We start from the raw sequence: 24,076 nt of genomic DNA, 5'->3' as shown, positions 1-24,076 counted from the left end.
TAGTGTCGTCGACCAGCAACGTCGCGCGATCAGGCGGTAGAGCGCCGGCCGATGAGCCGTCCGTTCACCAGCGCGATCGCGCGGCGGGTGGCCGCCTCGACCGTCAGCGCGCTCGTATCGAGCGGCGCGGCGTCGGCGGCCTGGGTCAGGGGCGCGGTCGAGCGGGCGCTGTCGCGGGCGTCGCGGGCGCGGATGTCGGCCAGCACCTGTTCGTAGGTGATCTCCCGGCCGCGCTCGGTCAGCTCGTGATGGCGACGGCGGGCGCGGACGGGAGCGGTGGCCTTCACGAACAGCTTGGCGTCGGCCTCGGGCGCGATCACGGTGCCGATGTCGCGCCCGTCGAGCACCGCGCCGCCCGGCTGGTTGGCGAAGCGCTTCTGCCGCTGGAACAACGCGGCGCGAACGAGGGGGTGGACGGAGACCACGGAGGCGAGCTGGCCGACCTCGTCGTCGCGCAAGGCCGGGTCGGCCAGCGTCAGCTCGTCGAAATCGCAAGCCGCGATCGCGTCGGCCTCCCTGGTCGGGTCGAGTTCAAGCCGGTGCACGGTATAGGCGACCGCGCGGTAGAGCAGGCCGGTGTCGAGATGGGGCAGGTCGAAGTGACGCGCGAGCGCGCGCGCCACCGTGCCCTTTCCGCTCGCGGCGGGACCGTCGACGGCGATGATCAAGGGGTGGGCTCCTGCATGGTCGCGGCGGCCAGGGTGGGGAAGAAGTCGGGGTAGCTCGTCGCGACGGGCGACGCGTCATCTAGCGTGATCGCGGCGCGGGCATGGAGCGCGGCGACGGCCATGCCCATGGCGACGCGGTGGTCGAGGCGGGTGGCGACGGTGCCGCCGCCGGGAATGGAACCGCCGCCGGTGCCCTGGATCGTCAATCCGTCGTGATGCTCCCGCGCGGGGACGCCATTCGCGCCGAGCGCGGCGGCCATGGCGGCGATGCGGTCGGACTCCTTCACGCGCAACTCGGCCGCGCCGCGCGCGACGGTGCGGCCGTCGGCGAACGCGGCGGCGACGAACAGCGCGGGATATTCGTCGATCATCGACGGGGCGAGTTCCGGCGGCACGGTTATCGCATGCAGGGGAGCATGGCGGACGCGCAGGTCGGCGACGGGCTCGCCGCCGACGGTGCGGGCATCGAGCTCGGCGATGTCCGCGCCCATCAGGCGGAGCGCGATCAGGAGGCCGGTGCGGGTCGGGTTCATGCCGACGCCGCGCAACGTCAGGTCGGAGCCGGGGACCACGCTCGCCGCGACAAGCCAGAAAGCGGCGGAGGAGGGGTCGCCGGGGACGACGATGTCCTGGGGCCCGAGCTCCGCCTCCCCGGTGAGCGAGATGACGCGGCCCTCGGGGGTGTCCTCGACGGTCACCCGCGCGCCGAAGCCGGCGAGCATGCGCTCGGTATGGTCGCGGGTGGCGACCGGTTCGGTCACGCGGGTGATCCCGGGCGTGTTCAGGCCGGCGAGCAGGATCGCCGATTTGACCTGCGCGGAGGCGACTGGGAGCGTGTAGGCGATCGGCACCGCCGGGCACAGGCCGCGCACCATGAGCGGCAACGTGTCGCCGGGGCTCGCGGTCACGTCCGCACCCATGGTCCGGAGCGGACCCGCGACGCGGGCCATCGGACGGCGCGACAGGCTGGCGTCGCCCGTGAAGGCGGCGGTGATGGAATGGCTGGCGACCAGCCCCATCAGCAGGCGGGCGGAGGTGCCGCTGTTGCCCATGTCGAGCGCGCGATCGGGCTGGAGCAGGCCGCCGACGCCGACGCCGTGGACCGCCCACGCGCAGTCGCCCGTGCGCTCGACGCCGACGCCCATCGCGCGCAGCGCGGCGGCGGTGGCGAGGACATCGTCGCCCTCCAGCAGGCCGGCGATGCGGCTGGTCCCGACCGCGAGCGCGGAGAGGATCAGCGCGCGGTGGCTGATCGACTTGTCGCCGGGAACGGCGATCGCGCCGCGCAGGGGACCGCTCGCGGCGACGGTTCGGGAGATGGCGGAGTGCGGCATGGGGAAGGCGGCGCGCTTTGACAGTCCGGTCGCCCCGTGGCAAGGCGCGCGCCATCCGGGCGGCCGTCCGCCCGCAACGCTACTCCAAAGGCATCCTTCGAATGATCCAGCCGGAATGGGGCACGAAGCGCACGTGCCCGAAATGCGCCACGCGTTTCTACGACCTCGGCAAGAACGACCCCGTCACCTGCATCGAATGCTCCAACACGTTCCAGCCCGAGACGATCCTGAAGTCGAAGCAGCCGATGGCGTACGAGATCGTCAAGGCCGACCCCGCCAAGGATGCGGCGCTTGCCGGCGGCGATGAGGATACGGAGGCCCTGGCGGCGGATGACGGCGAGCCGTCGGCCGACGACGAGGTCGATCTGGGCGGGGACGATGATCTGGGCGTCGAGACGAACAAGGAAGACGACGAGAGCTGAGCGGGGCGGGCGAGAGGCGGTGCGCACGCCGCCGCTTGCCAAGCCGGAGGAGCCTCGCTAGGGGCGCATCTCCCGGACCGGGTGTCTTAAATAGAACCGATCCGGTACGATATGGGGCCGTAGCTCAGCTGGGAGAGCGCTGCAATGGCATTGCAGAGGTCAGGGGTTCGATCCCCCTCGGCTCCACCACCGCACCTTCGATCAGGCGACCGCGCGGGCGATGAGCCCGCCCAGACGGGCGTGGATGATGTTCGACGCCGCCAAATCGAGCGGCGAGTCGGCGATGTAGCTGGCGACGAGCAGCGGCCTGCGTGCCGGCGGCCAGAGGATCGCGACATCGTTGTCGTGGCCGCGCCCGCTGGCGCCCGTCTTGTCGCCCACCCGCCAGTTCCTGGGCAGCCCTGCGCGCAGGCGGGGATCACCCGTCTTGTTGGCGACGAGCCAGCGCGTGAATCGCGCACGCGATACGGGCTTGAGCACCGGTCCGAGCGTCAGCGTCCGGAACAGGCCGAGCATCGCGTCGGGCGTCGTCGTATCGCGCGGATCGCCGGGGCGGACGTCGTTCAGTTCGGGCTCGATCCGGTCGAGGCGGGTGCGATCATCGCCGAGCGCGCGCGCGAAGCGGGTGACCCCGGCCGGGCCGCCGACCGCGGGCAGGAGCAGGTTGGCCGCCGCGTTGTCGCTGCGCGTCATGGTCGCCAGGCATAGTTCGGCGACCGTCGCATCGCCGCCGACGCGCGTTTCGGTGAAGGGCGAGTTCGGGACGAGGTCGGAGGCGGCTATCGGCACGCGGCGGTCCAACCGATCACCGTTCCGATCGACCCGCGCGAGGATCGCGGCGGCGAGGATCAATTTAAAGGTGCTGCACAGCGCGAAACGCTCATCGCCGCGCGAGTCGAAGCGCGCTCCGGTTCCCGTATCGAGGATCGCCACGCCGAGCCGCCCCCGTGATGCGCGTTCGAGCGCCAGCACCTCGCGTCGGAACGCCAGGCCGCCGAAGGACGACGAGGACGCTCCCGCGGGGATGGGGCCTGCGACGACGCAGGCCGCGCCGGTCAGGAAGCTTCTTCTCAGCATTTTCGCTTCTTCCCCGGCCCGTTTCCACCCGGTCGATGCCCCACCCTCACGATCGCGTCCAGCCGCGCCTATATATCGCTGGTGTCCACGGGTCGGGAGGACGGGATTGAGCGACGAGGCATCGGTGGGCGGACCGCACCGCATCTACCGCCACCGTGTGTCGACGCGCGTGTGGCACTGGGTCAACGCGGTCGTGCTCGTCGTCATGCTGATGAGCGGGTTGATGATCTTCAACGCGCATCCGCGGCTATATTGGGGTCAGTATGGCGCGAACACCGACGCCGCGTGGCTTCAGATCGGGCCGACTACTACGGGTGGGCAGGTGGTGATCGGGCAGACGCGGATCCCGACCACGGGCGTGCTGGGACGGTGGAAGGACAAGCAAGGCGTCGAGCGGACGCAGGCGTTTCCATGGTGGGCGACGATCCCGTCGGGCTACAACCTGGCGGCGGCGCGGCGATGGCACCTGTCGGTCGCGTGGCTCTTCGCGATCGCGACCTTCGGCTATTTGCTATGGAGCGCGCTCGACCGGCACATCGGCCGCGACCTGCTGCCGCGCCGCGCGGAGCTTACCCCCAAGCATCTGTGGAAGGACGTGACCAATCACCTTCGGCTGCGCTTCCACCCGACCGACGGGACCGCGCATTACAACATCCTCCAGAAACTGACCTACGGGTTGGTGCTGTTCGTGCTGCTGCCGGTGGTGATCCTGACGGGGGTTAGCATGTCACCAGGGTTGAATGCCGCCTGGCCGTGGATGCTCGACCTGTTCGGGGGACGGCAGTCGGCGCGGTCGATCCATTTCATCTGCACGGCCGGGCTGGCCGGCTTCATCGCCGTCCATCTGGTGCTGGTGCTGTTGGCGGGGCCGGTGAACGAGATGCGATCGATGATCACGGGTTGGTTCCACGTCCGTCAGGTAGGGGAGGACGCGGCATGATCACGCGGAGAGGGCTCGTCGGGTCGATCGGGCTAGGTGCGGGCGGGCTGCTGTTGTCCGGATGCGACCGGATCGCGGCAACGCCCGCTTTTCGTGGATTCACCGAGGGCGCGGAGGGCCTGACGTCCGACTTCACGCGGTTGGTGTCGGATCGGGGAGCGCTCGCGAGGGAGTTCACGACCGCCGATTTGTCGCCCGTGTTTCGCGCGAACGGCACGCGCGATCCGGCGGCGGCGGACTACCGCGCGCTCGCGGCCGGGAACTTCGCCGATTACCGCTTGCATGTAGACGGGCTGGTGCGGCGGCCGTTGTCGGTGTCGCTCGACCAGCTCAGGCGATCGCCCGCGCGGACGCAGATCACGCGGCACGACTGCGTGGAGGGGTGGAGCGCGATCGGGCGCTGGACGGGCACTCCCTTGCGCGGGCTGTTGAGCGAGGCGGGGCTGCTGCCGGCGGCCAAATTCGTCGTGTTCCACTGCGCGGACGATTATGGGCCGGGTAAGTATTATGAGAGCATCGACCTGATCGACGCGTTCCATCCGCAGACGATCCTCGCCTGGGGGTTGAATGGTCGGACGCTGCCGATCGCCAACGGCGCGCCCATCCGCCTCCGGGTAGAGCGCCAGTTGGGTTACAAGCACGCCAAATACGTGATGCGGGTGGAGGCCGTCGCGAGCCTGGTCGGGATCGGCGGCGGCAAGGGCGGCTACTGGGAGGACTCGAACGACTATGCCTGGTATGCCGGCATCTGAAACCGTCCCCGTTCGGGACGGGACGAATTTAACCTTCTTTAAGGCTGGTAGATCCCGATAACGGTTTGTTAACGGGTCGCCATGACCAGAAGATTAGTCCTGACCAACGAGGGTGCCGGTCACCCGATCCGCCGCAGCCTGCCGTCGCCGTCCGCGCCCAAGGTCGCGCGCGACGAAGACAGGGACTGGAAGCTGTTCCTGCTGAGCTTCTCCGCCTTCTTCACCAGCTTCTATACCTTCATCTTCTAGTCGCGGACCCGGACCGGGTCGCAGGCACGGTGCAGCCTCACCGCGATCGCGGCGGCGACAAGGCACATGGCCGCGACCAGCAGCAGTAGCTGCTGGGCCGTCACGCCAGCCGCCGTCATCGCCGCGACGCCCATCGATCCGACCGTCATCGCCCCCGAATTGACGACGTTGTTGGCCGCCACCGTGCGCGCGGTCTGGTCCTTGGCGACGGTGGTCGTCAGGAACGCGTAGAGCGGCACCACGAACATGCCCCCGAAGATCGCGACCAATAGCAGGCACAGCAGCACGGGCGCGGCCTGCGGCTGGCCCATGAACTCGACGATCCCGTACAGCCGCCCGTCGGCCGCCGGCGTCCATAGCCGCACGGCCGCCCAGAACGCGATCACGGCCGCGCCCATCGCCAGCACCGACGCGGGGGCGTAGCGCGCCGAGATCGTCCCCTTGAGCAGCAGGTTGATCACCACCGACCCGACCGCGACGCCGACCGAGAAGACCGCGAGCACCAGGCTGGCGACCCCGGCGTCGGCGGTCAGCACGTTCTTCACCAGCGGCGGGAACGCGATGATGAGGACGGAGCCGATCGTCCAGAAGAACGAGATGGCGCAGATCGCCAGGAACAACTGGCGGATATGCATCGTCGCCGCGATCAGCCGCCACGACGCGCGCACCGGGTTCCAGTCGATCACCAGCTTGGGGCCGAGCCGCGGGGCCGGCGGTATCTCCCGCGCGATCAGATAGCCGCCGATCGCGACGGCGAGCGTCAGCGCGGCGACGACGAGCGTCGACTGGTACACGAACCCCGCGACGATCGTGCCGAGCAGGATCGACAGATAGGTCCCCGCCTCGACCAGGCCGGTGCCGCCGAGCACGTCGTCGTCATCCAGATGTTGCGGCAGGATCGCGTATTTGATCGGGCCGAAGAAGGTGGAATGAACGCCCAGCCCCGTGACCGCGACGAGCATCAGGACGAGCGGAGCCGTCACCGCGCCCGTGCTCGCCAGGAGCAGTCCAGCGCAGCCGACGAGCATGATCCCGATCTCCGCCAGCTTCACCAAGCGGATAATGCCGGTCTTGTCGTTTGAGTCGGCGAGCTGGCCCGCCAGCGCCGAAAGCAGGAAGAAGGGAAGCACGAACAGCCCGGCGGCGAGTGCGTTGAAGAACCCCTCCTGACGCTCGTCGGCGAAGATCCGGTAGGTGGCGAACAGCACCATCGACGTCTTGAACAGGTTGTCGTTGAACGCCCCCATGAACTGGGTCGCGAACAGGGGCAGGAACCGGCGGCGCTTGAGGAGCCCGAGGGCGTTGATCATGGGATGGACGACGGCCCCGGTGGCTGGATGATGGGCGGCATAGCCGAGCCTAGGGGCCGCGCCAACGCTTAAGCCGCGGCGGACCCGACGCCGGTCGCGGCGGGGTATCGCAGGGGCGGGCGGGACGCTACGATCCGCGTCGATGTGGACCTTGCCCAACCTGTTGACCCTGTCGCGGATCGTCGCGCTGCCGCTGCTCGTCGCGCTGTTGTGGAACAAGCATTGGGAGATGGGGTTCGGGATCGCGTTCGTGCTCTATTGCGCGATGGGGATCACTGATTATTTCGACGGCTACCTGGCGCGCGCGCAAGGGGCGGTGTCGCGGCTGGGCGTCTTCCTGGATCCGATCGCGGACAAGATCATGGTCGCCGCCGTCATCCTGATGCTGGTGGCGACGCAGGTGATCGCCGGGGTGCACGTGATCGCCGCGCTCGTCATCCTGCTGCGCGAGATCGCCGTGTCGGGCCTGCGCGAATTCCTGGCTCAGGTGCAGGTGTCGGTGCCCGTGTCGCAACTCGCCAAATGGAAGACGACGCTCCAGCTGATCGCATTGGGTGCGATGATCCTGGCGGGCGCGTTGCCGGGCGAGGGTTGGATCGCCGCGGTGGGGCTGGTGAGCCTTTGGGGGGCGGCGGTGCTGACGCTGATGACGGGTTGGGATTATCTGCGCGTCGGCCTGAAGCATATGGACTGACTGCGGGATGCGGGTGCTCTATTTCGCCTGGGTCCGCGAGCTGGTCGGCGTGGATGAGGAACGCGTATCGCCGCCCGCCGAGGTCGCGACCGTCGCCGCGCTGGTCGGGTGGTTGGCCGGGCGCAGCGAACGTCATGCCCAGGCGTTCGCCGACCCGTCGCGGCTGCGCGCGGCGGTCGACCAGGCCTTCGTGCCGCTGGACGCGCTCCTTGGCGACGCGCGGGAGGTGGCGTTGTTCCCGCCGGTCACGGGCGGATGATCCACGTCCGCGTATCGGGCGAACCGATCGACATGGTCGCCGAGACGGCGCGCGTGGAGCTGGCGGGGGTGGGCGGGATCGCCAGCTTTTCCGGACTGGTCCGCGCCGATGACGGCGTCGAACTGCTCGAGCTCGATCATTATCCGGGCGTGACCGAGGCGATGCTGACAGGCTTGGCCGGGGAGGCGAGCGGGCTATGGAGCCTGGCGGCGGCCCTCATCGTCCACCGCATCGGGCCGATGCGCCCGGGCGAGCGGATCGTGTTCGTGGCTACCGCTGCCGCGCACCGGAAGGCGGCATTGGAGGCGTGCGCGTTCCTCATCGACCGGCTCAAGACCGACGCGCCGTTCTGGAAGCGCGAGACGCGGGGCGGGGAACGGCGCTGGGTCGAAGCGCGCGACAGCGACCACGCGGCCGCCGCGCGCTGGAAGGTCTAGGGCAGCGTCGGGACGAGCACGCCGTTGACGACATGGACGACGCCGTTCGACTGGCGGACGTCGGCGGTTTCGACATAACTCTTGTTGCCGCCCTGGTCGGTTAGGGTAATGTTGCCGTTCTCGACGCGCGCGGTCAGCGGCGCCCCCGCGACCGTGGAGAGCGTGGCGGTGCCGCCGCCCGCCGATATCCGCTGCTGCAGCTGCGCGGCCGACAGGTTGCCAGGCACGACGTGGTAGGTCAGCACCTTGGTCAAGGACGCCTTGTTCTCGGGCCTTAGCAAAGTGTCGACCGTGCCGGGCGCGAGGCGGCCGAACGCGTCGTTGGTCGGTGCGAAGACAGTGAACGGACCCGGGCCCGACAGCGTGTCGACCAGCCCCGCCGCCTTCACCGCGGTGACCAGCGTGGAGAGGTTGGGAGCCGCCGAAGCGTTCTGGACGATCGTCTGGCTGGCCACCATCGGCGCGCCGCCGACGGTCGGGTTGGCGCCGGCGCTCGCGGAGGCGCTCGTGCTCGCCGTCGACGTCGACGCGTCGCTCGCCGCGGCGGGGCCGGCGGTGTCGGCGTTCATCGGCGCGCAGGCGACGACACCGAGCGAGGCGGCCAGCACGATAAGTGGAAGTCGGGGATAGGACATCTTGTCTCTCCTGATGGACTGGACCCGGTCGGTCCCCGTGCGTTAACCATCGCACTCCCGCAGTTACGTTTCCCTCCCGAAATGGTTGCGTCCGGTTACCTCACCTGCCTTGCGCGAACACCTCGGCGAGCAGGCGGAAGTCGCGTTCGCGCGGCGACCCGCGGCGCCAAGCGAGCGCGACCGTCCGCGCGGCATGGGGCGCGTCGAGCGGACGCGCCGCGACGCCCGTGCCGTCCAGGATGCCTGCGGCCAGCGCCATTTCGGGCAGCATGGTCACGCCCAGCCCGCCCTCGACCATCCGCACCATCGTATGCAGCGAGGTACCGAGCATCCGCGCGTGCCCGCGCAGTTCGGGCCGGTCGCAGGCGGCCAGCGCGTGTTCGGTCAGGCAATGGCCGTCCTCCAGCATCAACAGCTGCGTCTCGTCGATATCGCCCGGCCTGAGCGTGGGCGGCGCGTCCCGTCCATCGCCGGGGAAGGCGACGAACAGCCGGTCCTGGAACAGGGCCTGCGCGGTGACGTCGCCGCACGCGTAAGGGAGCGCGAGCAGCACGCAATCGGCGCGTCCGGCCCCGAGCGCTTCGCAGGCGGAACCGCTTGGCTCCTCGCGCAGGAACAGGCGCAGGGTGGGGTAGTCGCGGCGCAGGCGGGGCAGGACCTGCGGCAGGATGAAGGGTGCGATCGTCGGAATGACGCTCAGCCGCAGATCGCCCGACAGCGGCCGACCCGACGCGCGGGCGAGTTCACCGAGCTCGTCGGCCTCGCGCAGCACGCGGCGCGCCTTGTCCGCGACGGTCTCGCCCAGCGGCGTGAACCGGACCACGCGGCGCGTGCGCTCGACGAGCGAGACGCCCAGCAGCGTCTCCAGCTCGCGCAGGCCCGCCGACAACGTCGATTGCGTGACGAAACATGCCGCTGCCGCGCGCCCGAAATGGCCGTGGTCCAGTAGCGCCACCAGATATTGAAGCTGCTTCAGCGTCGGCGGATAGGGGGCGCTCACAACACCGCGCGAACGACGCCGTATCCGCTCGTCAGGATCAGGACGACGCCGACCAGGATCAGCAGCAGCTTGGTCGAGACCCGCCGTGCGATGATCGCGCCGAACGGAGCGGCGGCGACCCCGCCGACGATCAGGCCGACCGTGGCGAGCGCGAACGCCTCGACGCCTAGATGATAGACGAAGGTCGCCGACACGGTGATCGTCAGGAAGAACTCGACCGCGCTGACGGTCCCGATCACGCGGCGCGGCTCGACGCCCTGGACCAGGAGGTTCGAGGTGACGACCGGACCCCAGCCGCCGCCGCCGACCGCGTCCAGGAAGCCGCCCACCAGCGCCAGTGGCTCGACGACCTTGGGCTTGGCGGGCTTGGGCGGGAACAGGATCCCGCGCACGAGCAAATAGAAGCCGATCAGGACGAGGTAGCCCAGGATATACGGTTTCACCGTGTCGCCGTCGAGGTTGATGAGGACATAGGCCCCGGTCACGCCGCCAACGATGCCGGGCAGCAGCAGGCGCAGGAACAGCGCGCGGTCGATGTTGCCCGCCAGCGCGTGGCTGATGCCTGATGCGGCGGTCGTGAATATCTCGACGATGTGGATATTGGCCGACGAGCGCGCCGGCGGCAACCCGAGCACCGCGACGAGTAGCACGTTGCACACGACCCCGAACGCCATGCCGAGCGCGCCGTCGACGAGCTGCGCGGCGAAGCCGATCGCGATAAAGGGCAGGACGGCGGACCAGTCGATACTTGCGAGACCCTGCATCCGCGTCCTTTCGCCTTCGCCACTAGCGGAGCCGTTCAATCCTACAAGAGAGGTGGAGTTTAGCCGGGTAAAGCCGGGGTGGGCGCATGCTGGCAATCGGAACGGCGTCATCCTATTTGTGCGCGATAGGGGAGCGTTCATGTTCAGGCGCCTGGCCAGCTATCTCGATTCGATCCGGGCGCGCGACCCAGCGCCGCATAGTCGCGCGGAGGTGTTGACCTATCCGGGCGTTTGGGCGCTCGGCTGGCACCGCGTCGCGCATCGGCTTTACCGGCGGCGGCTGTTCTTCCTGGCACGATGCGTCAACCATTGGTCGCGCGCGACGACGGCGATCGACATTCATCCCGGTGCCAGGATCGGGCTAAATTTCTTCATCGACCATGGCTTCGTGGTGATCGGCGAGACGGCGGAGATCGGCGACAACGTCACGATCTACCAATGCGTGACGCTGGGCGGGACCAGCCCCGACAACGGCGTCGCGGGCAAGCGGCACCCGACCCTGTCCGACGGCGTGATCGTCGGCTCGGGCGCGCAGGTGCTGGGGCCGATCACGGTCGGACCGCGCGCCAGGGTGGGCGCGAACGCGGTCGTGACGCGCGACGTGCCCGAGGGCGCGGTGATGGTCGGCATCCCCGCACGCGCGACGATGGTGGACGGCGGGGCCGCGCCTCCGCCGAAGTTCGTGCCCTATGGCACGCCCTGCACGGAGATGTTCGATCCGCAGACGCAGAAGATCGAGCTGCTCCGCTGCGAGCTGGAGCAGCTTCGCAGGCAGCTGGACGCGCTGAGCCGCGACGGCGAGCGGGAAGCGGGACGGGATCGCGCCTGATGGGCGTCGTCACGCCGTTTCCGCTGCCGCATGGCCCGGCGACGCAGATCGGATTCGACCGCACGGAGCTGACGCGCATCCTGGACGTGTATGGCCGCATGGTCGCGGCGGGCATGTGGCGGGATTATGCGATCGATCTCGGGCGCGACGCGGCGGTGTTCGCCGCGTTCCGGCGCGCGGCGGAGCGGCCTGAATATCGGGTCGAAAAGCGCCCCGACCTCCGGAACAAGCAGGGTATGTGGGCGCTCGTCGGAGAGGCGGGCGCCGTGCTCAAGCGGGGCCACGAGCTCGCGTCGGTCCTGGCCCCGCTCGAGCGGCGGTTGCTCAAGGTCGTCGACTAGGCGGCGGCGGGCGTCGCGGTCGGGGGCAGCCGGCGGCCGAGATCGCCGAGCATGCTCACGACCCGCGCGCGCGTCGGATGCCAAAAGGCGGACAGGGTGAGCAGCGCCGAGCCGATCACGAAAGCGGTCAGCGCCCAACTGAGCTCCACCGCTCCCGCCGTGCGGAAAAGCGCGATCATCGCATACAGGACGTAGCCGAGGCCGGACACGAGCAGCGCGCGTCGGTCGATCGCTAGCGCGATGACGGCGAACAAGAAGTAGAGCGAGAGGACGACCAGTGCGACCGCGACCGTCACCTCCCGATCGAATATGCCGAGCAGCTTGAAGATGGGATGGGCGATCATCGGCGCGGCGGCGAGATGCAGCCAGAAGGCCACGTCGGCGCGGCGCGTCCGGCGCTCGCGGTCGGACAGGTCCCAGCGCATGGCGACCGCGAACACGCCGAGGCCCGCCACGAACAGCAATTGCCAGATCGCGGCGACCGCGTCCGGCACCGCCGCCGTCACCAGCCCCGCGACTACGCCGACCGCCGCCACCGCGCCCGCCGCCACGGTGATCGGCACCGCGAAGCGCCGCCAATGCGCCCAGGCGGCGCCCGCCGCGACGAGCGCGACACCCGCCGCCGCGAGCGCGCCCCCTCGTTCGGACAGGTCCGGCTCGATCGCCTCGATCAGCCCGGCGAGCGCGGCCGCGACGCCGCCGACGAAGGCGAGCAACAGTAGGATGCTGGGCAGCGCCATGCGCCTGCGCGCGGTGAAATACCCGGCGAGCAGCCATGCGGCCCCGGCCACGGCCGCCCCTCCCAACCACCGCGCGACGTCGATGCTGGTGCCGATCTGGAGAAGAGCGGCGAGCAACAGGACGATCGCGATCGAGACGAAGACGTCGTTGAAGCCGGTCAGGAGGCGGAAGCTCTCCTCATCGACCGCGGGCGCGGCGCGCGTCCGGGCGATGTGGTTCCGTAGGCCGCGCGCGGCTTCAGGCGATAATGCGCCGGCGGTGACCGCACCGTCGATGTCCGACTCGCTATACATGAGCTGCTCCTCTTCGCGGCGCGAGGATAGCGGGAGTGTGCTGCTAGATCAATACACCGTCATCGGGCGGCGTTCAGGCACGGCGACACGGCGCGCTCGGCCTCGCTCGCCGGACCCGAACAGGCTGCGAGGGTCAGCGGCAGCAGCGCGGTGCGCCTCACCGCGCCTGAAGCTTCGCGCCGATCGACATCGCCTGCTCCACACCCGATTTCGGCACGATCTCATCCGTGCGATCGATGATCTCGGCCCACCGCGCCGCGACGCCTTCGGGCGACAGCTCGTCGCCTTCCAGCAACGCGCCGGCCGTCAGCGTGACGTAGGACGCCTGAAACACGCCCGCGCCCGCGCCGACGATCACGCCCGACGGCGCGTCTTCCGATACGAGATAGAGCGCGGCCGGAGCGACCTTCTCAGGCGCGAACGCCTCGAACGCGGCATCGGGGAATAGGTCGGCGGTCATGCGCGTGCCCGCCGTCGGCGCGATCGTGTTGACGCGGATGTCGTTCTTCGCGCCCTCGATGTTCAGCGTCTTGGCGAGCCCCGCGAGGCCGAGCTTGGCCGCGCCGTAGTTCGCCTGGCCGAAATTGCCGAACAGCCCGGTCGAGGAGGCGGTCATCAGCACGCGGCCGTAATTCTGTTCCCGCATCACGTCCCAGCACGCCTTCGTCGCATAGGCGGAGCCGAGCAGGTGGACGCGGACCACGAACTCGAAGTCGGCGGGGTCCATCCTGGCGAAGCTCTTGTCGCGCAGGACGCCCGCATTGTTGATGAGGATATGGACGCCGCCCCAGCGTTCTGAGGCGGCGGCGACCATCGCGACCATCTGGTCGTATTCGGCGACGTTGCCGCCGTTCGCCATCGCCTCGCCGCCCGCGGCCTCGATCTCCTGGACCACCTTGAGCGCGGCATCCGACTGTCCGGTCCCGTCGCGCGCGCCGCCGAGATCGTTGACGACGACCTTCGCGCCGCGCCGCGCGAGTTCGAGCGCGTAACCGCGACCGAGGCCGCCGCCCGCACCGGTGACGATCGCGACGCGGCCTTCGAAACGGATGGACATGGAAAAGGGCGCTCCTTGGTGAAGAAGCGCCCTTTCTAGATGTTGGCGAGTCGCTTGCAACCGACCCAGCCGCCAATCGGCCTAGCGGCGACGGCGCGACCGGCTGCGGCTGCGGCTGCCTCGCGAGGCGGTCGCCTGCACGCAATCGTCATACTGGCCGGCGCGGCAGACGGGCGGGTTCGGATTGGCCGCCTCGGGCGCGGCGACCGGCTGTGCGGCGACTCCCGCACCGCCCATCATGCCGCCGGTACCCGGCGCGGCCATCATCGGCGCACCGGCCGTCGGAGCCGAACCGCTCATCGTGCCGGTCGAGCCCGACATGGCGGGGTCGGTCGAGCCGGAGGTGGCGGGGTCGGTCGAGCCGGAGGTGGCGGTCCCAGCCGAGCCCGACATGGCGGGGTCGGTCGAGCCGGGCGTCGTTCCCGTCTGCCCTTGCGTGGCGGGGTCGGTCGGGGCCGGCTGCATCGTCTGGTCGGTCGCGGGCGGGGTCGATGTGGTCGAGCCGGTCTGGCCCTCCATCGTCTGGCCGGACATCGTCGTCGGCGACTCGGTCGAGGTCTGCGGCGTACCGGACGTCGTGCCGGTACCGCCGGTGCTGCCGCTCGTCGTGCCGCCGGTGGTCTGGGCCAAGGCGGGGGCGGCGATGAACGCGGCCGCCGCGAGAAGAAGATGCTTCATCGGAATACTCCTGATTTCGAGCGCAACGTCGCGTTCGCGCAGGGTGGTGAACGCACTAGTAACCAGTTGGGTCCTCGTTTCGGCCGCGCATCGGTCGAGGTCCGTTCAGTTCCCCGCATCCAGGGCATAGCCCGCCGAACGGACGGTGCGGATCACGTCGGCGCACTCGCCGATATTGATCGCCTTGCGCAGCCGACGGATGTGGACGTCCACGGTGCGCGACTCGATGTCGCTGTCGTGACCCCACACCGCATCGAGCAGCCGCTCGCGCGAGAAGACCCAGCCGGGATGCTCCAGGAAATGCTTGAGGAGCCGGAACTCGGTGGGGCCCAGCGGCACGACCTGCCCCGCGCGCCGGACCTTGTGGCCGACCGTGTCCATCTCGATGTCCGCATAGGTCAGCGCCTCGCCCGCGAGCGCCGGACGGACGCGGCGAAGGACCGCGCCGACGCGGGCCACCAACTCGCGCGGGGAGAAGGGCTTGGTGACGTAATCGTCCGCGCCCGTCTCAAGCCCACGCACCCGGTCCTCCTCCTCGCCGCGCGCGGTCAGCATGATGATGGGGACGTTCTGCGTCTCGGGCGTGCGCCGCAGACGGCGGCATACCTCGATGCCGGAAAGCCCCTCCACCATCCAATCGAGCAGGACGATGTCGGGGGTCGATTCGCGCGCGAGGAGCAGCGCTTCCTCGCCGTCCGGGGTGCGGCGGACCTCGAAATCCTCGCGGGTGAAGTGGAAATGAAGCAACTCGGAGAGGGCGGCGTCGTCCTCCACCAGGAGCATCTTGGCGCGGGGCATGGTTCAGGCCTTTCCATTGTTCGGGAAACGACGGGTCACGTGAGCAGGTTCTGGGGCGGGCTCAGCCGGTCGGCGATCTGCGTGCCAGTGGCGGCGAAATAGACCATCTCGGCGACGTTGCCGGCATGGTCGCCGATGCGCTCCAGGTTCTTGGCGACGAACAGCAGGTGCGCGACCTGGCTGATCGTGCGCGGATTCTCGACCATGAATGTGACGAGCGTACGAAAGATCGAGTCGTAGAAATCGTCGAGCGCCGTGTCGGATTGGCACACCCTGACCGCCGCTTCCGGATCGCGCTTGGCGAAGGCGTCGAGCACGTCGCGCACCATCTCGCTTGCCATGCGGCCCATCGCGGGAAGGACGGAGATCGGCTCGATCCGGTCGCTTCCCCCATTGCCGCCGGCGCCGCCGTCCTCGATCATCGGCACGCGCTTGGCGATGTTCTTGGCGTAATCGCCGATCCGCTCGACCACGCTCGCGATCTTGAGCGCGGCCACGACCTCGCGTAGGTCGTTGGCGAGCGGCGCGCGGAGCGCGATGATGCGGACGGCGAGGCGCTCCACCTCCGCCTCGATCAGGTCGATCGCCTTGTCGTCGGCCTTGACCTGCGCCGCCAGCGTCAGGTCGCCGCGCTGCAACGCCAGCATCGCGCGCGCGATCGCATCCTCCGCGAGCCCGCCCATCTGCGAGATCAGGCCGCGCAGCTCGCCGATGTCGGCGTCGAATGCCTTGACGGTGTGTTCGGTCATGGCCGCGCCCTCAGCCGTACCGGCCGGTGATGTAGTCCCGCGTGCGCTCCTCGCGCGGGTTGGTGAAGATCTCGGTCGTGGAGCCGTATTCGACGAGCCTGCCGAGATGAAAGAAGGCGCAACGCTGCGACACGCGCGCCGCCTGCTGCATGTTATGGGTGACGATCGCGATCGCGTACTGCCCCTTCAGCGCGTGGATCAGCTCCTCGATCTTGGCGGTGGCGATCGGGTCGAGCGCGCTGCATGGCTCGTCCATCAGGATCACCTCCGGATCGACGGCGATCGCGCGGGCGATGCACAGCCGCTGCTGCTGGCCGCCCGACAACGCGGTGCCGCTCTCGGTCAGCCGGTCCTTGACCTCGTCCCACAGCCCGGCGCGCTTGAGCGAGGTCTGGACGATGCCGTCCAGGTCCGTCCGCGAGGGGGCGAGGCCGTGGATGCGCGGACCGTAGGCGACGTTCTCGTAGATCGATTTGGGGAACGGGTTGGGCTTCTGGAACACCATGCCGACGCGCGCGCGCAGCTGCACCACGTCCATGCGCGGCGAGTAGATGTCCTCGCCATCCAGGCGGATGTCGCCTTCGACGCGCGCGCTGGCGACCGTGTCGTTCATGCGGTTCAGCGTGCGCAGGAAGGTCGATTTGCCGCAGCCTGACGGGCCGATCAGCGCGGTGACGCGGTCCTGGTCGATGTCGATCGACACGTCGTCGATCGCCTTCACCGCGCCGTACCAGACGTTGACGCCGGTCGCGGTGATCTTCGGAGGATAGTTGCTCACCAGCGGGTCTCGAAACGGTTGCGGAGGTGGATGGCGAGCGCGTTGATGGCGAGCAGCACGACGAGCAGCACGCCGATCGCCGCCGACGTCTTCTCGACGAAGCCGCGCCCGACCTCGTCCGACCACAGGAAGATCTGTACGGGCAGCACCGTCGCGGGCTCCGTCACGCCGCCGGGCGGCGCGGCGATGAAGGCGCGCATACCGATCAGCAGCAGCGGCGCGGTCTCGCCCAGCGCGCGCGCCAGCCCCAGGATCGTGCCCGTCAGCACGCCGGGCAGCGCCAGCGGCAGGACGTGGTGGAACACGACCTGCACCGGCGAAGCGCCGACGCTAAGGCCCGCGTCGCGGATCGAGGGCGGCACCGACTTGATCGCGTTGCGCGCGGCGATGACGATCACGGGCATGATCATCAGGGCGAGCGTCAGCCCGCCGACGAGGGGGGCGGAGCGGGGCAGTCCGAAGGTGCCCAGGAACAGCGCGAGCCCCAGCAGCCCGAAGATGATCGAGGGCACGGCGGCAAGGTTGTTGATCGACACCTCGATCAGGTCGGTGAACCGGTTCCGGGGGGCGTATTCCTCCAGATACAGCGCCGCGAGCAGCCCGATCGGAAAGGCGAGCGACAGCGCGACCGCCATCGTCAACAGCGACCCCTTGAGCGCACCCCAGATGCCCGCGCGCGTCGGGTCGGTCGAATCGGACGCGAACAGGAAATCGCGATTGAGTCCCGTGGAGAGCAGCCCGCCCGACCGCAGCGAGGCGACGACCGCCTCCGCCGCGACCGTCCCCGTTCCCTTGGCGGCGACGTCGATCGGGCTCGCGACGGGCAGGTCGAGCACGACGCGGCGCGCCAGCATCGTGTGGTCGTGCTTCACCGCCTCGCGCACGCGGACCCACGCGCCGTCGGACAGGATGCGCGCGCCGAGATCGGGGCCGAACGCCGTAACCGCCGCGTCGTCGACCAGGCCCTCCAGCCCCGCGCCCGCCAGCGCCAGGTCCGCGCCCCGACCCTCGAGCCGCGCGGCGTCCAGCCCGAGCGGGCGGGCGGCGAAGTCGATCGGCATCGCGACGCGCGTCTCCAAGAACCCGGTCGCACCCTGGACGAGCATCGATCCGAGCAGGAAGACCAGGAAGCCCGCCGATAGCAAGACCGCGGTCAGCCCGAGCAGCCGGAACCGGCGCTCGGAGCGGTAGCGGCGGCGCACGCGGCCCTGCATGGCGGCGTGCGACCAGTCGGTCGGGCGACGGTCGAGCGAAACGACGGGAAGGGCGACCGCGTTATTCATACGCCTCCCGGTACCGGCGCACGACCGACAACGCGATCATGTTGAGAAGGAACGTGATCGCGAACAGCGTGAGCCCGAGCGCGAAGGCGGCGAGCGTCTTGGGGCTGTCGAATTCCGCCTCGCCGGTCAGCAGGTCGACGATCTGGCGCGTGACGGTGGTGGTGCTCTCGAAGGGGTTCAGCGTCAGCGTCGCGACGCCGCTCGCGGCCATCACGACGATCATCGTCTCGCCGATCGCGCGGCTGACGCCCAGCAACACGCCGCCGATCACGCCCGGCAAGGCGGCGGGAAGGAGCACGCGGCGGATCGTCTCGGACGGGGTCGCCCCCATCGCCAGGCTCCCGTCGCGCATCGCCGACGGGACGGCGGCGAGCGAGTCGTCGGCCAACGACGAGATGAAGGGGATGATCATGATCCCCATCACCGACCCCGCGACCAGCGCGCTTTCGGACGAGGCGTTCTCGATCCCGATCCCGACCGCGAAGTCGCGCACCCGAGGCGCGACCGTCAGCGCGGCGAAATACCCATAGACGACGGTGGGCACCCCCGCGAGCATCTCCAGCAGCGGCTTGACCCAGCTGCGCACGCGCGGGGTGGCGTACTGCGTCAGGTAGATCGCGCTCAGCAGGCCGAAGGGCAGCGCCACGATCATCGCGATCACCGCGCCGATGAAGAAGGTGCCCCAGAACAGCGGCACCGCGCCGAGCGACGCGCCCGGATCGCGGGGGTCGATCACCTGCGGGCTCCAATGCGTACCGAACAGGAAGTCGGTGACGGGAACCAGCGCGAAGAAGCGTCCGGCCTCCCAGACGAGGGACACGAGGATGCCCAGCGTCGTCAGGATCGCGACCAGCGAAGCGGCGAGCAGCGCGCCCATCACGATCCGCTCCGTCCGCGTCCGCGCGGAGAAGTCGGCCCGGACGCGCGTGAAGGCGTACCCTCCGCCGCCGAGCGCCAGCAGCAACGCGACCGCGGTCGCGATCCAGTCATAACGCGACTGCGCGGCCGCGTAGGCGGGAGCCAGCGTCCGGGCGAGCGGCTGGAACGCGCCGTACGCGTCGCCCCGCCCAAGCCGGCGCGCCTCCGACAGTACCGCCGCGCGGTCGAAGCCGGGCGGGGGCAGCTGCGCCGCGCCCGGGGTGGTGAGCACCGCGTCGGTGACGAGCGCGGGCGCGGTCAACGACCAGACGCTCAGGAACAGCAGCGGGGGCAGCAGGCACCACAGCGCGACATAGGCGGCATGATGGCCCGGCAGCGAACTGAACCGGCGACCATCGTTCCGGAACCCCGCCGCGCGCGCGCGCGCCGACAGCCAGCCGACGAGCGCCAGTCCGGCCAGGAGAAGCAGCAGGCCGCCTCCGGACATCAGCGCGTCCCCTTCATCGTAAGCCGGCCGCGTCGAGCGGGCGCTCGGTCGCGATTACCCGCGCGGCGTCGGCGCGGACGGGCGCCGGCGCGACGATCAGTCCGCGCCGCGCGAGCGGGCCGCCGGGGTTCCAGCCGGCGGCGTAGAGCTTCAGGAAGCGACGTAGACCAGGCACCGCGTCGAGGTGGTTGCGCTTCACGTAAAGATACAGCGGCCGCGATCCCGGATAGCTGCCGTCGGCGATCGCGGCGTAGGTGGGCGACACCCCGCCGACCGGCACCCCCTTCACCGACGCGGCGTTCTCTTCGAGGTAGCTATAACCGAACACGCCGATCGCGGTCGGGTTGGCGGCGAGTTTCTGGACGATGAGGTTGTCGTTCTCGCCCGCGTCGACATACGCCCCATCCTCGCGGACGCGCGCGCACCGCGCGCGGTGCGCGTCCGGGTCGGTGCGGGCCAGCGCCCGCGCGTCGGGATCCGACGCCTCGCAGCCGGGAACCATGATCAGCTCGACCAGCGCATCGCGCGTGCCGCTGGTCGCGGGCGGGCCGTAGACGCTGATCGGGGTCGCGGGCAGGCGCGGGTCGATATCGCTCCAGTGGCGCGCGGCGTTCGGTCGCCCGCCCGGCTCGGCGGCGAGCGCGCGGTAGAGGTCGGCTTGCGTCAATGCGAGCTTCGGGCCGTCCAGCGCCTCCGCGACGACGACCCCGTCGATGCCGATCCGCACCTCCATCACCGGCCCGACGCCGTGCGCCCGGCAAATCCGATATTCGCCCGGGGTCATGCGCCGCGACGCGCTGACGATATCGGGATGGCGCGCGCCGAGCCCCGAGCAGAACAGCCGCATGCCGGCGCCGGTGCCCGTGCCCTCCACCACCGGAGCCGCCGCGTCCGGGTCGCCGCCCACGAACTGTTCGGCGATCAGCGTGGTGAAGGGATAGACGGTCGACGACCCCACCGCCCTGATCTCGTCGCGCGAGCCCGCGCCGCCGCCGCGCGCCTGATCATGGCAGGCGGCGATCGACGGACATAGGAGAAGGAGGGCGGCGAAGGCGCGCAAAGGCCAGGATTCCGGATGGCGCACGTCCGGATGGCCGCCGCACCCCGCGTGGTAGCAGCGGGGCCGAACGTCTATGTGACGTTTCACTTACGGATTTGTGACAACGTCGTCCATTGTCGGCAACAGGACCGTCACGGTGGTGCCGACCCCGGCCTTGCTGACGATGTCGAGCCGTCCGCGATGCCGCTCGACGATGTGCTTGACGATGGCGAGCCCCAGGCCGGTCCCGCCCAGCGTCCGGCTGCGCCCCGCGTCGATGCGGTAGAAGCGTTCGGTCAGGCGCGGGATGTGCTCCGCGGCGATGCCTTCGCCTTCGTCGGAAACGGCCAACCGCACCATCGCGCCGTCGCGCCGCGCCGCGATCGTCACGGGCGTTCCGGGTCGCCCGTATTTCACCGCATTGCCGATTAGGTTGTGGAGCATCTGCGACAAACGCGCCCGGTCGCCGCAGACGGGGGGAACGCCCGAACCGAAATCGAGCGTCACCGCGTGCCCCTTGTCGTCGCCCATATCGAAGATCTCGGCGCGCACCTCCGCCACCAGCCTCGCGAGGTCGACGGCGCTGCTCGGCAGTTGGTGCTTCTCCGCCTCGATCCGCGACAGGGAGATCAGGTCTTCCACCAACCGCTGCATTCGCCGCGCCTCGTCGAACATGACCTTCAGGAACCGCGCGCGCACGTCCGGATCGCCCCCGGCCTCGTCCGACAGCGTCTCGATGAAGCCCAGGATCGACGCGAGCGGGGTGCGCAGCTCGTGGGACGCGTTGGCGACGAAATCGATCCGCATCCGTTCGGCCGCATAGGCGCCGGTTCGGTCGATCAGCTGGACGATCCGGTACGACCCGACCTCGCCGACGCGCATCTCCCAGCGGCGATCGACCGAGCCGAGCCCGACCAGCTCGATCGGCCGCTCCGCCGCGGCGGGCTCGGCGGCCGCGAGCCGCGCGGCGGCTGCAGGGTGGCGGATGGCGACGCGCACGTCCTCGCCGACGATATGCCGTCCCAGCTCGGCGAGCGCGGCGCGATTGGCGAACGATACGCGGCCGCCCCGCACGAGCAGCACCGGTTGCACCACCGCGTCGAGCAGATGGTCGATCAGCTCGGGTGGGCGATCCGATACGGGTTCCGCGGGGGATGGCGGTTCGGGACGCTCAAGCCCGCCGAGCAGCACCGCCGCCACGCCGCCCACTCCCGCGATGAGCGCCGCCTGCAGGCTGTCGCCGACGATCCCCGCGACGACGGCGGTGACGATCGCGAGGGCGAGAGCCCAATACAGGCTGGGATCGGGTCGGGTCGGCATCGCGTCCTGTCCTACCCGAAGACCCTGCCTGCTGCGAAGGGCGCACCGCACCGAAACGAAGCCGCGCCGCTTCCGCTCGCTCGTCACCTATGGATCAGGCAGCGGCGCGGTTAGCCGCCCAGCCGTTCCAGCGTGGGGATCAGCTCGACGTACCCGTCGATCACCGCGTCCGCGCCCAGTTCCTCGACCGACCCGGCCAGGAAGCCGAAGGCGACCGCCACCGTCGGCAGCCCCGCCGCGCGGCCCGCCTCGACGTCGTAGATCGAGTCGCCGACGAACGCCGCGCGCCCGCCGCCACACCGCTCGATCATGAGGTGCAGCAGGTCGGGCGCGGGTTTGGCCCGCCCCGGCCCGAGCGTGTCGCCGCCGACGATGCTGGCGAAACGCGGGGTGAGCCCGAGTTCGCCCAGCACGAGCCGCGCCAGCCGCTCGTTCTTGTTGGTGACGATGCCGAGCGCGACACCCCGCCGCGCCAGTTCGTCCAGCGCGTCGAGCGTTCCCGGAAACGGCCGGGTCGAGACCGCGATGTTCGCTTCGTAATAGTCAAGCAACCGCCGTTGCAGCACGTCCAGTTCGGCTTCGGTGCAGCCGCCGGTCGCGGCCATGCCCCGCGCCAGCATATGCCGCGATCCACCGCCGATCATCGGCCGCACCCGTTCGACCGGGAGCGATGGCCGGCCCGCACTCGCCAGCGCGTGATTGACCGCCGCGGCCAAGTCGCCGCTGGTGTCCAGCAAGGTGCCGTCCAGGTCGAAGCCGACGATATCGAAGGGGAAATCCGCCATCGGCCGACCGCCTGCCAGCCCGGCTATGGAATTGGCAAGGGCCCTGTGGCACTCGCCGCGATCATGACCACGCCCGCGCCGCCGGCCGCCCCCCTCTCCGCCCCTCTTTCGGCCCCCCTTTCGGCCATCGTACTCGCGGCCGGCCAGGGCACGCGCATGAAGTCCGACCTGCACAAGGTCCTCCACCCCGTCGCGGGGCGGCCGATGCTGCTGCATCTGTTGGCGAGCGTCGGCGAGCTTGCCCCCGAACGCACCGTGGTCGTCGCGGGCGCCCGGCGCGAGCAGGTGGAGGCGGCCGTCGCGCCGATGGGCGTGCGCGTAGCGGTCCAGGCGGAGCAGCTCGGCACCGGTCACGCGGTCGCGCAGGCGGAGGCGGCGCTCGCCGGGTTCGAGGGCGACGTGCTGATCCTCTATGGCGACGTGCCTCTGGTGGGCGCGCCGACGATGCTGCGCATGGTCGAAAGGCTCCACAGCGAGGATGCGCCCGCGGCGGTGGTGCTCGGCTTCCGCCCCGCCGATCCCGGCGCGTACGGCCGCGTGATCGCGGATGCGGACGGCCGGATCGAGCGGATGGTCGAGTGGAAGGACGCCGACGCCGCCCAACGCGCGGAGACGCTGTGCAATTCCGGGTTGATGGCGGTCCGCGCCGCCGACCTGTTCGCGCTCCTGGCGCGCGTCGGCAACGACAATGCGGCGGGCGAATACTACCTGCCCGACATCGTCATGCTCGCCGCCTCCGACGGTCGACATGGCGCCGTCATCGAGACGGAGGCGGGCGAGGTCGCCGGGATCAACAGCCGCGCCGAGTTGGCGGCGGTCGAGGCGGACTGGCAGCGCCGCCGCCGCGCACGCGCGATGGCGGAGGGCGCGACATTGCTGGCGCCCAAGACGGTTTGGTTCAGCCACGACACGGTGATCGGCCGCGACGTGACGGTCGAGCAGAACGTCGTGTTCGGCCCGGGCGTGACGATTGCCGACGGCGTCGTGATCCACGCCTTCAGCCATCTGGAGGGCGCGACCGTCGCCACGGGCGCGAGCGTCGGGCCCTATGCCCGCCTGCGCCCCGGCGCGGTGCTGGAGGAGGGCGCGCGGATCGGCAACTTCGTCGAGATGAAGAAGGCGACGCTGGGCCGGGGAGCCAAGGCCAATCACCTGACCTATCTCGGCGATGCGGAGGTCGGCGCGGGCGCGAACATCGGCGCGGGCACGATCACCTGCAATTATGACGGCTTTCTCAAATACCGCACGTCGGTGGGCGAGGGGGCGTTCATCGGCTCCAATTCGGCGCTGGTCGCCCCGGTCACGATCGGCGCGGGCGCGATCGTCGCCGCGGGATCGGTGATCACGGCCGATGTCGCCCCCGACGCGCTCGCGCTCGGCCGGGGCAGGCAGGAGGCGCGGGTGGGTTGGGCCGGGCGCTTTCGCGCCCTGATGCGCGCGCGTAAGGATGCCGCCGAGAATGGTTCGGGAGAGTGAGC

28 protein-coding genes and 1 tRNA gene are annotated in these 24,076 nt (G+C 70.0%); 11 read left to right on the top strand and 18 right to left on the bottom strand.

The features are described 5' to 3' along the window. Nucleotides 1-29 precede the first annotated feature (29 nt). Both cmk and aroA read right to left on the bottom strand, forming a co-directional pair. Nucleotides 30-668, bottom strand: coding sequence for a (d)CMP kinase (gene cmk / locus ACFE71_RS01640; RefSeq protein WP_375427071.1), 639 nt, complete (start codon nucleotides 666-668; stop codon nucleotides 30-32). Beyond that, a complete protein-coding gene (gene aroA / locus ACFE71_RS01635) occupies nucleotides 665-2,002 on the bottom strand; it encodes a 3-phosphoshikimate 1-carboxyvinyltransferase (RefSeq protein ID WP_375427070.1) in 1,338 nt (445 codons plus the stop codon). Before aroA ends, cmk begins: the two co-directional genes overlap by 4 nt. Before the next feature lie 101 nt (nucleotides 2,003-2,103). Between aroA and ACFE71_RS01630 the strand changes: the two genes are divergently transcribed. Both ACFE71_RS01630 and ACFE71_RS01625 read left to right on the top strand, forming a co-directional pair. Then, on the top strand, nucleotides 2,104-2,424 hold the full coding sequence (locus ACFE71_RS01630) for a TIGR02300 family protein (RefSeq protein WP_375402637.1): 321 nt from the start codon (nucleotides 2,104-2,106) through the stop codon (nucleotides 2,422-2,424). A 113-nt stretch (nucleotides 2,425-2,537) separates the two neighbouring features. Continuing rightward, a tRNA-Ala gene (locus ACFE71_RS01625) sits at nucleotides 2,538-2,613 on the top strand. A gap of 12 nt (nucleotides 2,614-2,625) precedes the next feature. On the opposite strand, the gene bla is transcribed toward ACFE71_RS01625, so the two are convergent. Continuing rightward, nucleotides 2,626-3,501, bottom strand: a complete 876-nt coding sequence (bla, locus tag ACFE71_RS01620; RefSeq protein ID WP_375427069.1) for a class A beta-lactamase — start codon at nucleotides 3,499-3,501, stop codon at nucleotides 2,626-2,628. Nucleotides 3,502-3,607: 106 nt separating this feature from the next. Here bla and ACFE71_RS01615 point away from each other — a divergent pair, with 106 nt between their 5' ends. The 3 genes from ACFE71_RS01615 to ACFE71_RS01605 all read left to right on the top strand — a co-directional run bounded on the left by ACFE71_RS01615 (nucleotide 3,608) and on the right by ACFE71_RS01605 (nucleotide 5,442). Continuing rightward, nucleotides 3,608-4,441: a cytochrome b/b6 domain-containing protein gene (locus ACFE71_RS01615; RefSeq protein WP_375427068.1), complete on the top strand. Its 834-nt coding sequence runs from the start codon at nucleotides 3,608-3,610 to the stop codon at nucleotides 4,439-4,441. Next, nucleotides 4,438-5,193, top strand: coding sequence for a molybdopterin-dependent oxidoreductase (locus ACFE71_RS01610; protein ID WP_375427067.1), 756 nt, complete (start codon nucleotides 4,438-4,440; stop codon nucleotides 5,191-5,193). The genes ACFE71_RS01615 and ACFE71_RS01610 overlap by 4 nt, the downstream gene beginning before the upstream one ends. A gap of 81 nt (nucleotides 5,194-5,274) precedes the next feature. After that, nucleotides 5,275-5,442 (top strand): hypothetical protein, encoded by a 168-nt coding sequence (locus tag ACFE71_RS01605; RefSeq protein WP_375427066.1) that lies wholly within the window; start codon nucleotides 5,275-5,277, stop codon nucleotides 5,440-5,442. Here the strand turns inward: ACFE71_RS01605 and ACFE71_RS01600 are convergent. Next, on the bottom strand, nucleotides 5,439-6,752 hold the full coding sequence (locus ACFE71_RS01600; protein WP_375427065.1) for an MFS transporter: 1,314 nt from the start codon (nucleotides 6,750-6,752) through the stop codon (nucleotides 5,439-5,441). The two genes, ACFE71_RS01605 and ACFE71_RS01600, sit on opposite strands and share 4 nt — an antisense overlap. 142 nt (nucleotides 6,753-6,894) lie before the next feature. On the opposite strand from ACFE71_RS01600, the gene pgsA reads away from it, so the two are divergent. Genes pgsA through ACFE71_RS01585 form a run of 3 tightly spaced genes read left to right on the top strand, consistent with a single transcriptional unit; the run spans nucleotide 6,895 to nucleotide 8,142 of the window. Then, nucleotides 6,895-7,446, top strand: coding sequence for a CDP-diacylglycerol--glycerol-3-phosphate 3-phosphatidyltransferase (pgsA, locus tag ACFE71_RS01595; RefSeq protein WP_375427064.1), 552 nt, complete (start codon nucleotides 6,895-6,897; stop codon nucleotides 7,444-7,446). Nucleotides 7,447-7,453: 7 nt separating this feature from the next. Then, complete coding sequence (moaD, locus tag ACFE71_RS01590; protein ID WP_375427063.1) at nucleotides 7,454-7,705, top strand: molybdopterin converting factor subunit 1; 252 nt, start codon at nucleotides 7,454-7,456, stop codon at nucleotides 7,703-7,705. Continuing rightward, nucleotides 7,702-8,142: a molybdenum cofactor biosynthesis protein MoaE gene (locus ACFE71_RS01585; RefSeq protein ID WP_375427062.1), complete on the top strand. Its 441-nt coding sequence runs from the start codon at nucleotides 7,702-7,704 to the stop codon at nucleotides 8,140-8,142. Before moaD ends, ACFE71_RS01585 begins: the two co-directional genes overlap by 4 nt. On the opposite strand, the gene ACFE71_RS01580 is transcribed toward ACFE71_RS01585, so the two are convergent. The 3 genes from ACFE71_RS01580 to ACFE71_RS01570 form a co-directional block, all read right to left on the bottom strand. Continuing rightward, entirely contained in the window at nucleotides 8,139-8,711 is a 573-nt protein-coding gene (locus ACFE71_RS01580; RefSeq protein ID WP_375427095.1) for a fasciclin domain-containing protein, read from the bottom strand. The genes ACFE71_RS01585 and ACFE71_RS01580 overlap by 4 nt on opposite strands. 166 nt (nucleotides 8,712-8,877) lie before the next feature. Next, nucleotides 8,878-9,777 (bottom strand): hydrogen peroxide-inducible genes activator, encoded by a 900-nt coding sequence (locus tag ACFE71_RS01575; protein ID WP_375427061.1) that lies wholly within the window; start codon nucleotides 9,775-9,777, stop codon nucleotides 8,878-8,880. Further along, complete coding sequence (locus ACFE71_RS01570; RefSeq protein ID WP_375427060.1) at nucleotides 9,774-10,541, bottom strand: sulfite exporter TauE/SafE family protein; 768 nt, start codon at nucleotides 10,539-10,541, stop codon at nucleotides 9,774-9,776. Before ACFE71_RS01570 ends, ACFE71_RS01575 begins: the two co-directional genes overlap by 4 nt. A 139-nt stretch (nucleotides 10,542-10,680) precedes the next feature. Here ACFE71_RS01570 and epsC point away from each other — a divergent pair, with 139 nt between their 5' ends. Together epsC and ACFE71_RS01560 are read left to right on the top strand one after the other, a co-directional pair. Continuing rightward, nucleotides 10,681-11,370, top strand: coding sequence for a serine O-acetyltransferase EpsC (gene epsC / locus ACFE71_RS01565; RefSeq protein WP_375427059.1), 690 nt, complete (start codon nucleotides 10,681-10,683; stop codon nucleotides 11,368-11,370). Then, on the top strand, nucleotides 11,370-11,711 hold the full coding sequence (locus ACFE71_RS01560) for a DUF2794 domain-containing protein (protein ID WP_375427058.1): 342 nt from the start codon (nucleotides 11,370-11,372) through the stop codon (nucleotides 11,709-11,711). Before epsC ends, ACFE71_RS01560 begins: the two co-directional genes overlap by 1 nt. Here ACFE71_RS01560 and ACFE71_RS01555 read toward each other — a convergent pair. From ACFE71_RS01555 to ACFE71_RS01505, 11 genes are all read right to left on the bottom strand, one after another. Then, a complete protein-coding gene (locus ACFE71_RS01555; RefSeq protein WP_375427057.1) occupies nucleotides 11,708-12,745 on the bottom strand; it encodes a hypothetical protein in 1,038 nt (345 codons plus the stop codon). The two genes, ACFE71_RS01560 and ACFE71_RS01555, sit on opposite strands and share 4 nt — an antisense overlap. A gap of 157 nt (nucleotides 12,746-12,902) precedes the next feature. Continuing rightward, the gene (locus ACFE71_RS01550; protein ID WP_375427056.1) at nucleotides 12,903-13,802 is read right to left on the bottom strand and encodes an SDR family NAD(P)-dependent oxidoreductase; all 900 of its coding nucleotides are present in this window, start codon (nucleotides 13,800-13,802) and stop codon (nucleotides 12,903-12,905) included. 81 nt (nucleotides 13,803-13,883) lie between these two features. Beyond that, nucleotides 13,884-14,480, bottom strand: a complete 597-nt coding sequence (locus ACFE71_RS01545) for a hypothetical protein (RefSeq protein WP_375427055.1) — start codon at nucleotides 14,478-14,480, stop codon at nucleotides 13,884-13,886. Nucleotides 14,481-14,585: 105 nt separating this feature from the next. Beyond that, the gene (gene phoB / locus ACFE71_RS01540; RefSeq protein WP_375402620.1) at nucleotides 14,586-15,278 is read right to left on the bottom strand and encodes a phosphate regulon transcriptional regulator PhoB; all 693 of its coding nucleotides are present in this window, start codon (nucleotides 15,276-15,278) and stop codon (nucleotides 14,586-14,588) included. A gap of 35 nt (nucleotides 15,279-15,313) precedes the next feature. Beyond that, nucleotides 15,314-16,027 carry a phosphate signaling complex protein PhoU gene (gene phoU, locus ACFE71_RS01535; protein ID WP_375427054.1) on the bottom strand — a complete coding sequence of 238 codons (714 nt, stop codon included), beginning with the start codon at nucleotides 16,025-16,027 and terminating at the stop codon, nucleotides 15,314-15,316. 10 nt (nucleotides 16,028-16,037) lie between these two features. Then, a complete protein-coding gene (gene pstB / locus ACFE71_RS01530) occupies nucleotides 16,038-16,805 on the bottom strand; it encodes a phosphate ABC transporter ATP-binding protein PstB (RefSeq protein WP_375427053.1) in 768 nt (255 codons plus the stop codon). Next, nucleotides 16,802-18,088 carry a phosphate ABC transporter permease PstA gene (pstA, locus tag ACFE71_RS01525; protein WP_375427052.1) on the bottom strand — a complete coding sequence of 429 codons (1,287 nt, stop codon included), beginning with the start codon at nucleotides 18,086-18,088 and terminating at the stop codon, nucleotides 16,802-16,804. The genes pstB and pstA overlap by 4 nt, the downstream gene beginning before the upstream one ends. Continuing rightward, on the bottom strand, nucleotides 18,081-19,454 hold the full coding sequence (pstC, locus tag ACFE71_RS01520; RefSeq protein WP_375427051.1) for a phosphate ABC transporter permease subunit PstC: 1,374 nt from the start codon (nucleotides 19,452-19,454) through the stop codon (nucleotides 18,081-18,083). Before pstC ends, pstA begins: the two co-directional genes overlap by 8 nt. A 13-nt stretch (nucleotides 19,455-19,467) precedes the next feature. Then, complete coding sequence (locus tag ACFE71_RS01515; RefSeq protein ID WP_375427050.1) at nucleotides 19,468-20,538, bottom strand: substrate-binding domain-containing protein; 1,071 nt, start codon at nucleotides 20,536-20,538, stop codon at nucleotides 19,468-19,470. Nucleotides 20,539-20,601: 63 nt separating this feature from the next. Further along, a complete protein-coding gene (locus tag ACFE71_RS01510) occupies nucleotides 20,602-21,813 on the bottom strand; it encodes a sensor histidine kinase (protein ID WP_375427049.1) in 1,212 nt (403 codons plus the stop codon). Nucleotides 21,814-21,923: 110 nt separating this feature from the next. Next, the gene (locus ACFE71_RS01505) at nucleotides 21,924-22,598 is read right to left on the bottom strand and encodes an HAD family hydrolase (RefSeq protein ID WP_375427048.1); all 675 of its coding nucleotides are present in this window, start codon (nucleotides 22,596-22,598) and stop codon (nucleotides 21,924-21,926) included. A gap of 63 nt (nucleotides 22,599-22,661) precedes the next feature. On the opposite strand from ACFE71_RS01505, the gene glmU reads away from it, so the two are divergent. Continuing rightward, a complete protein-coding gene (glmU, locus tag ACFE71_RS01500) occupies nucleotides 22,662-24,074 on the top strand; it encodes a bifunctional UDP-N-acetylglucosamine diphosphorylase/glucosamine-1-phosphate N-acetyltransferase GlmU (RefSeq protein WP_375427047.1) in 1,413 nt (470 codons plus the stop codon). The last annotated feature ends 2 nt before the right edge of the window (nucleotides 24,075-24,076 follow it).

The sequence above is a fragment of the uncultured Sphingomonas sp. genome (assembly GCF_964237155.1).
Lineage (GTDB): Bacteria > Pseudomonadota > Alphaproteobacteria > Sphingomonadales > Sphingomonadaceae > Sphingomonas.
Note: the sequence above shows the minus strand (reverse complement) of the source record. Positions and strands in the feature narration are given on the sequence as shown.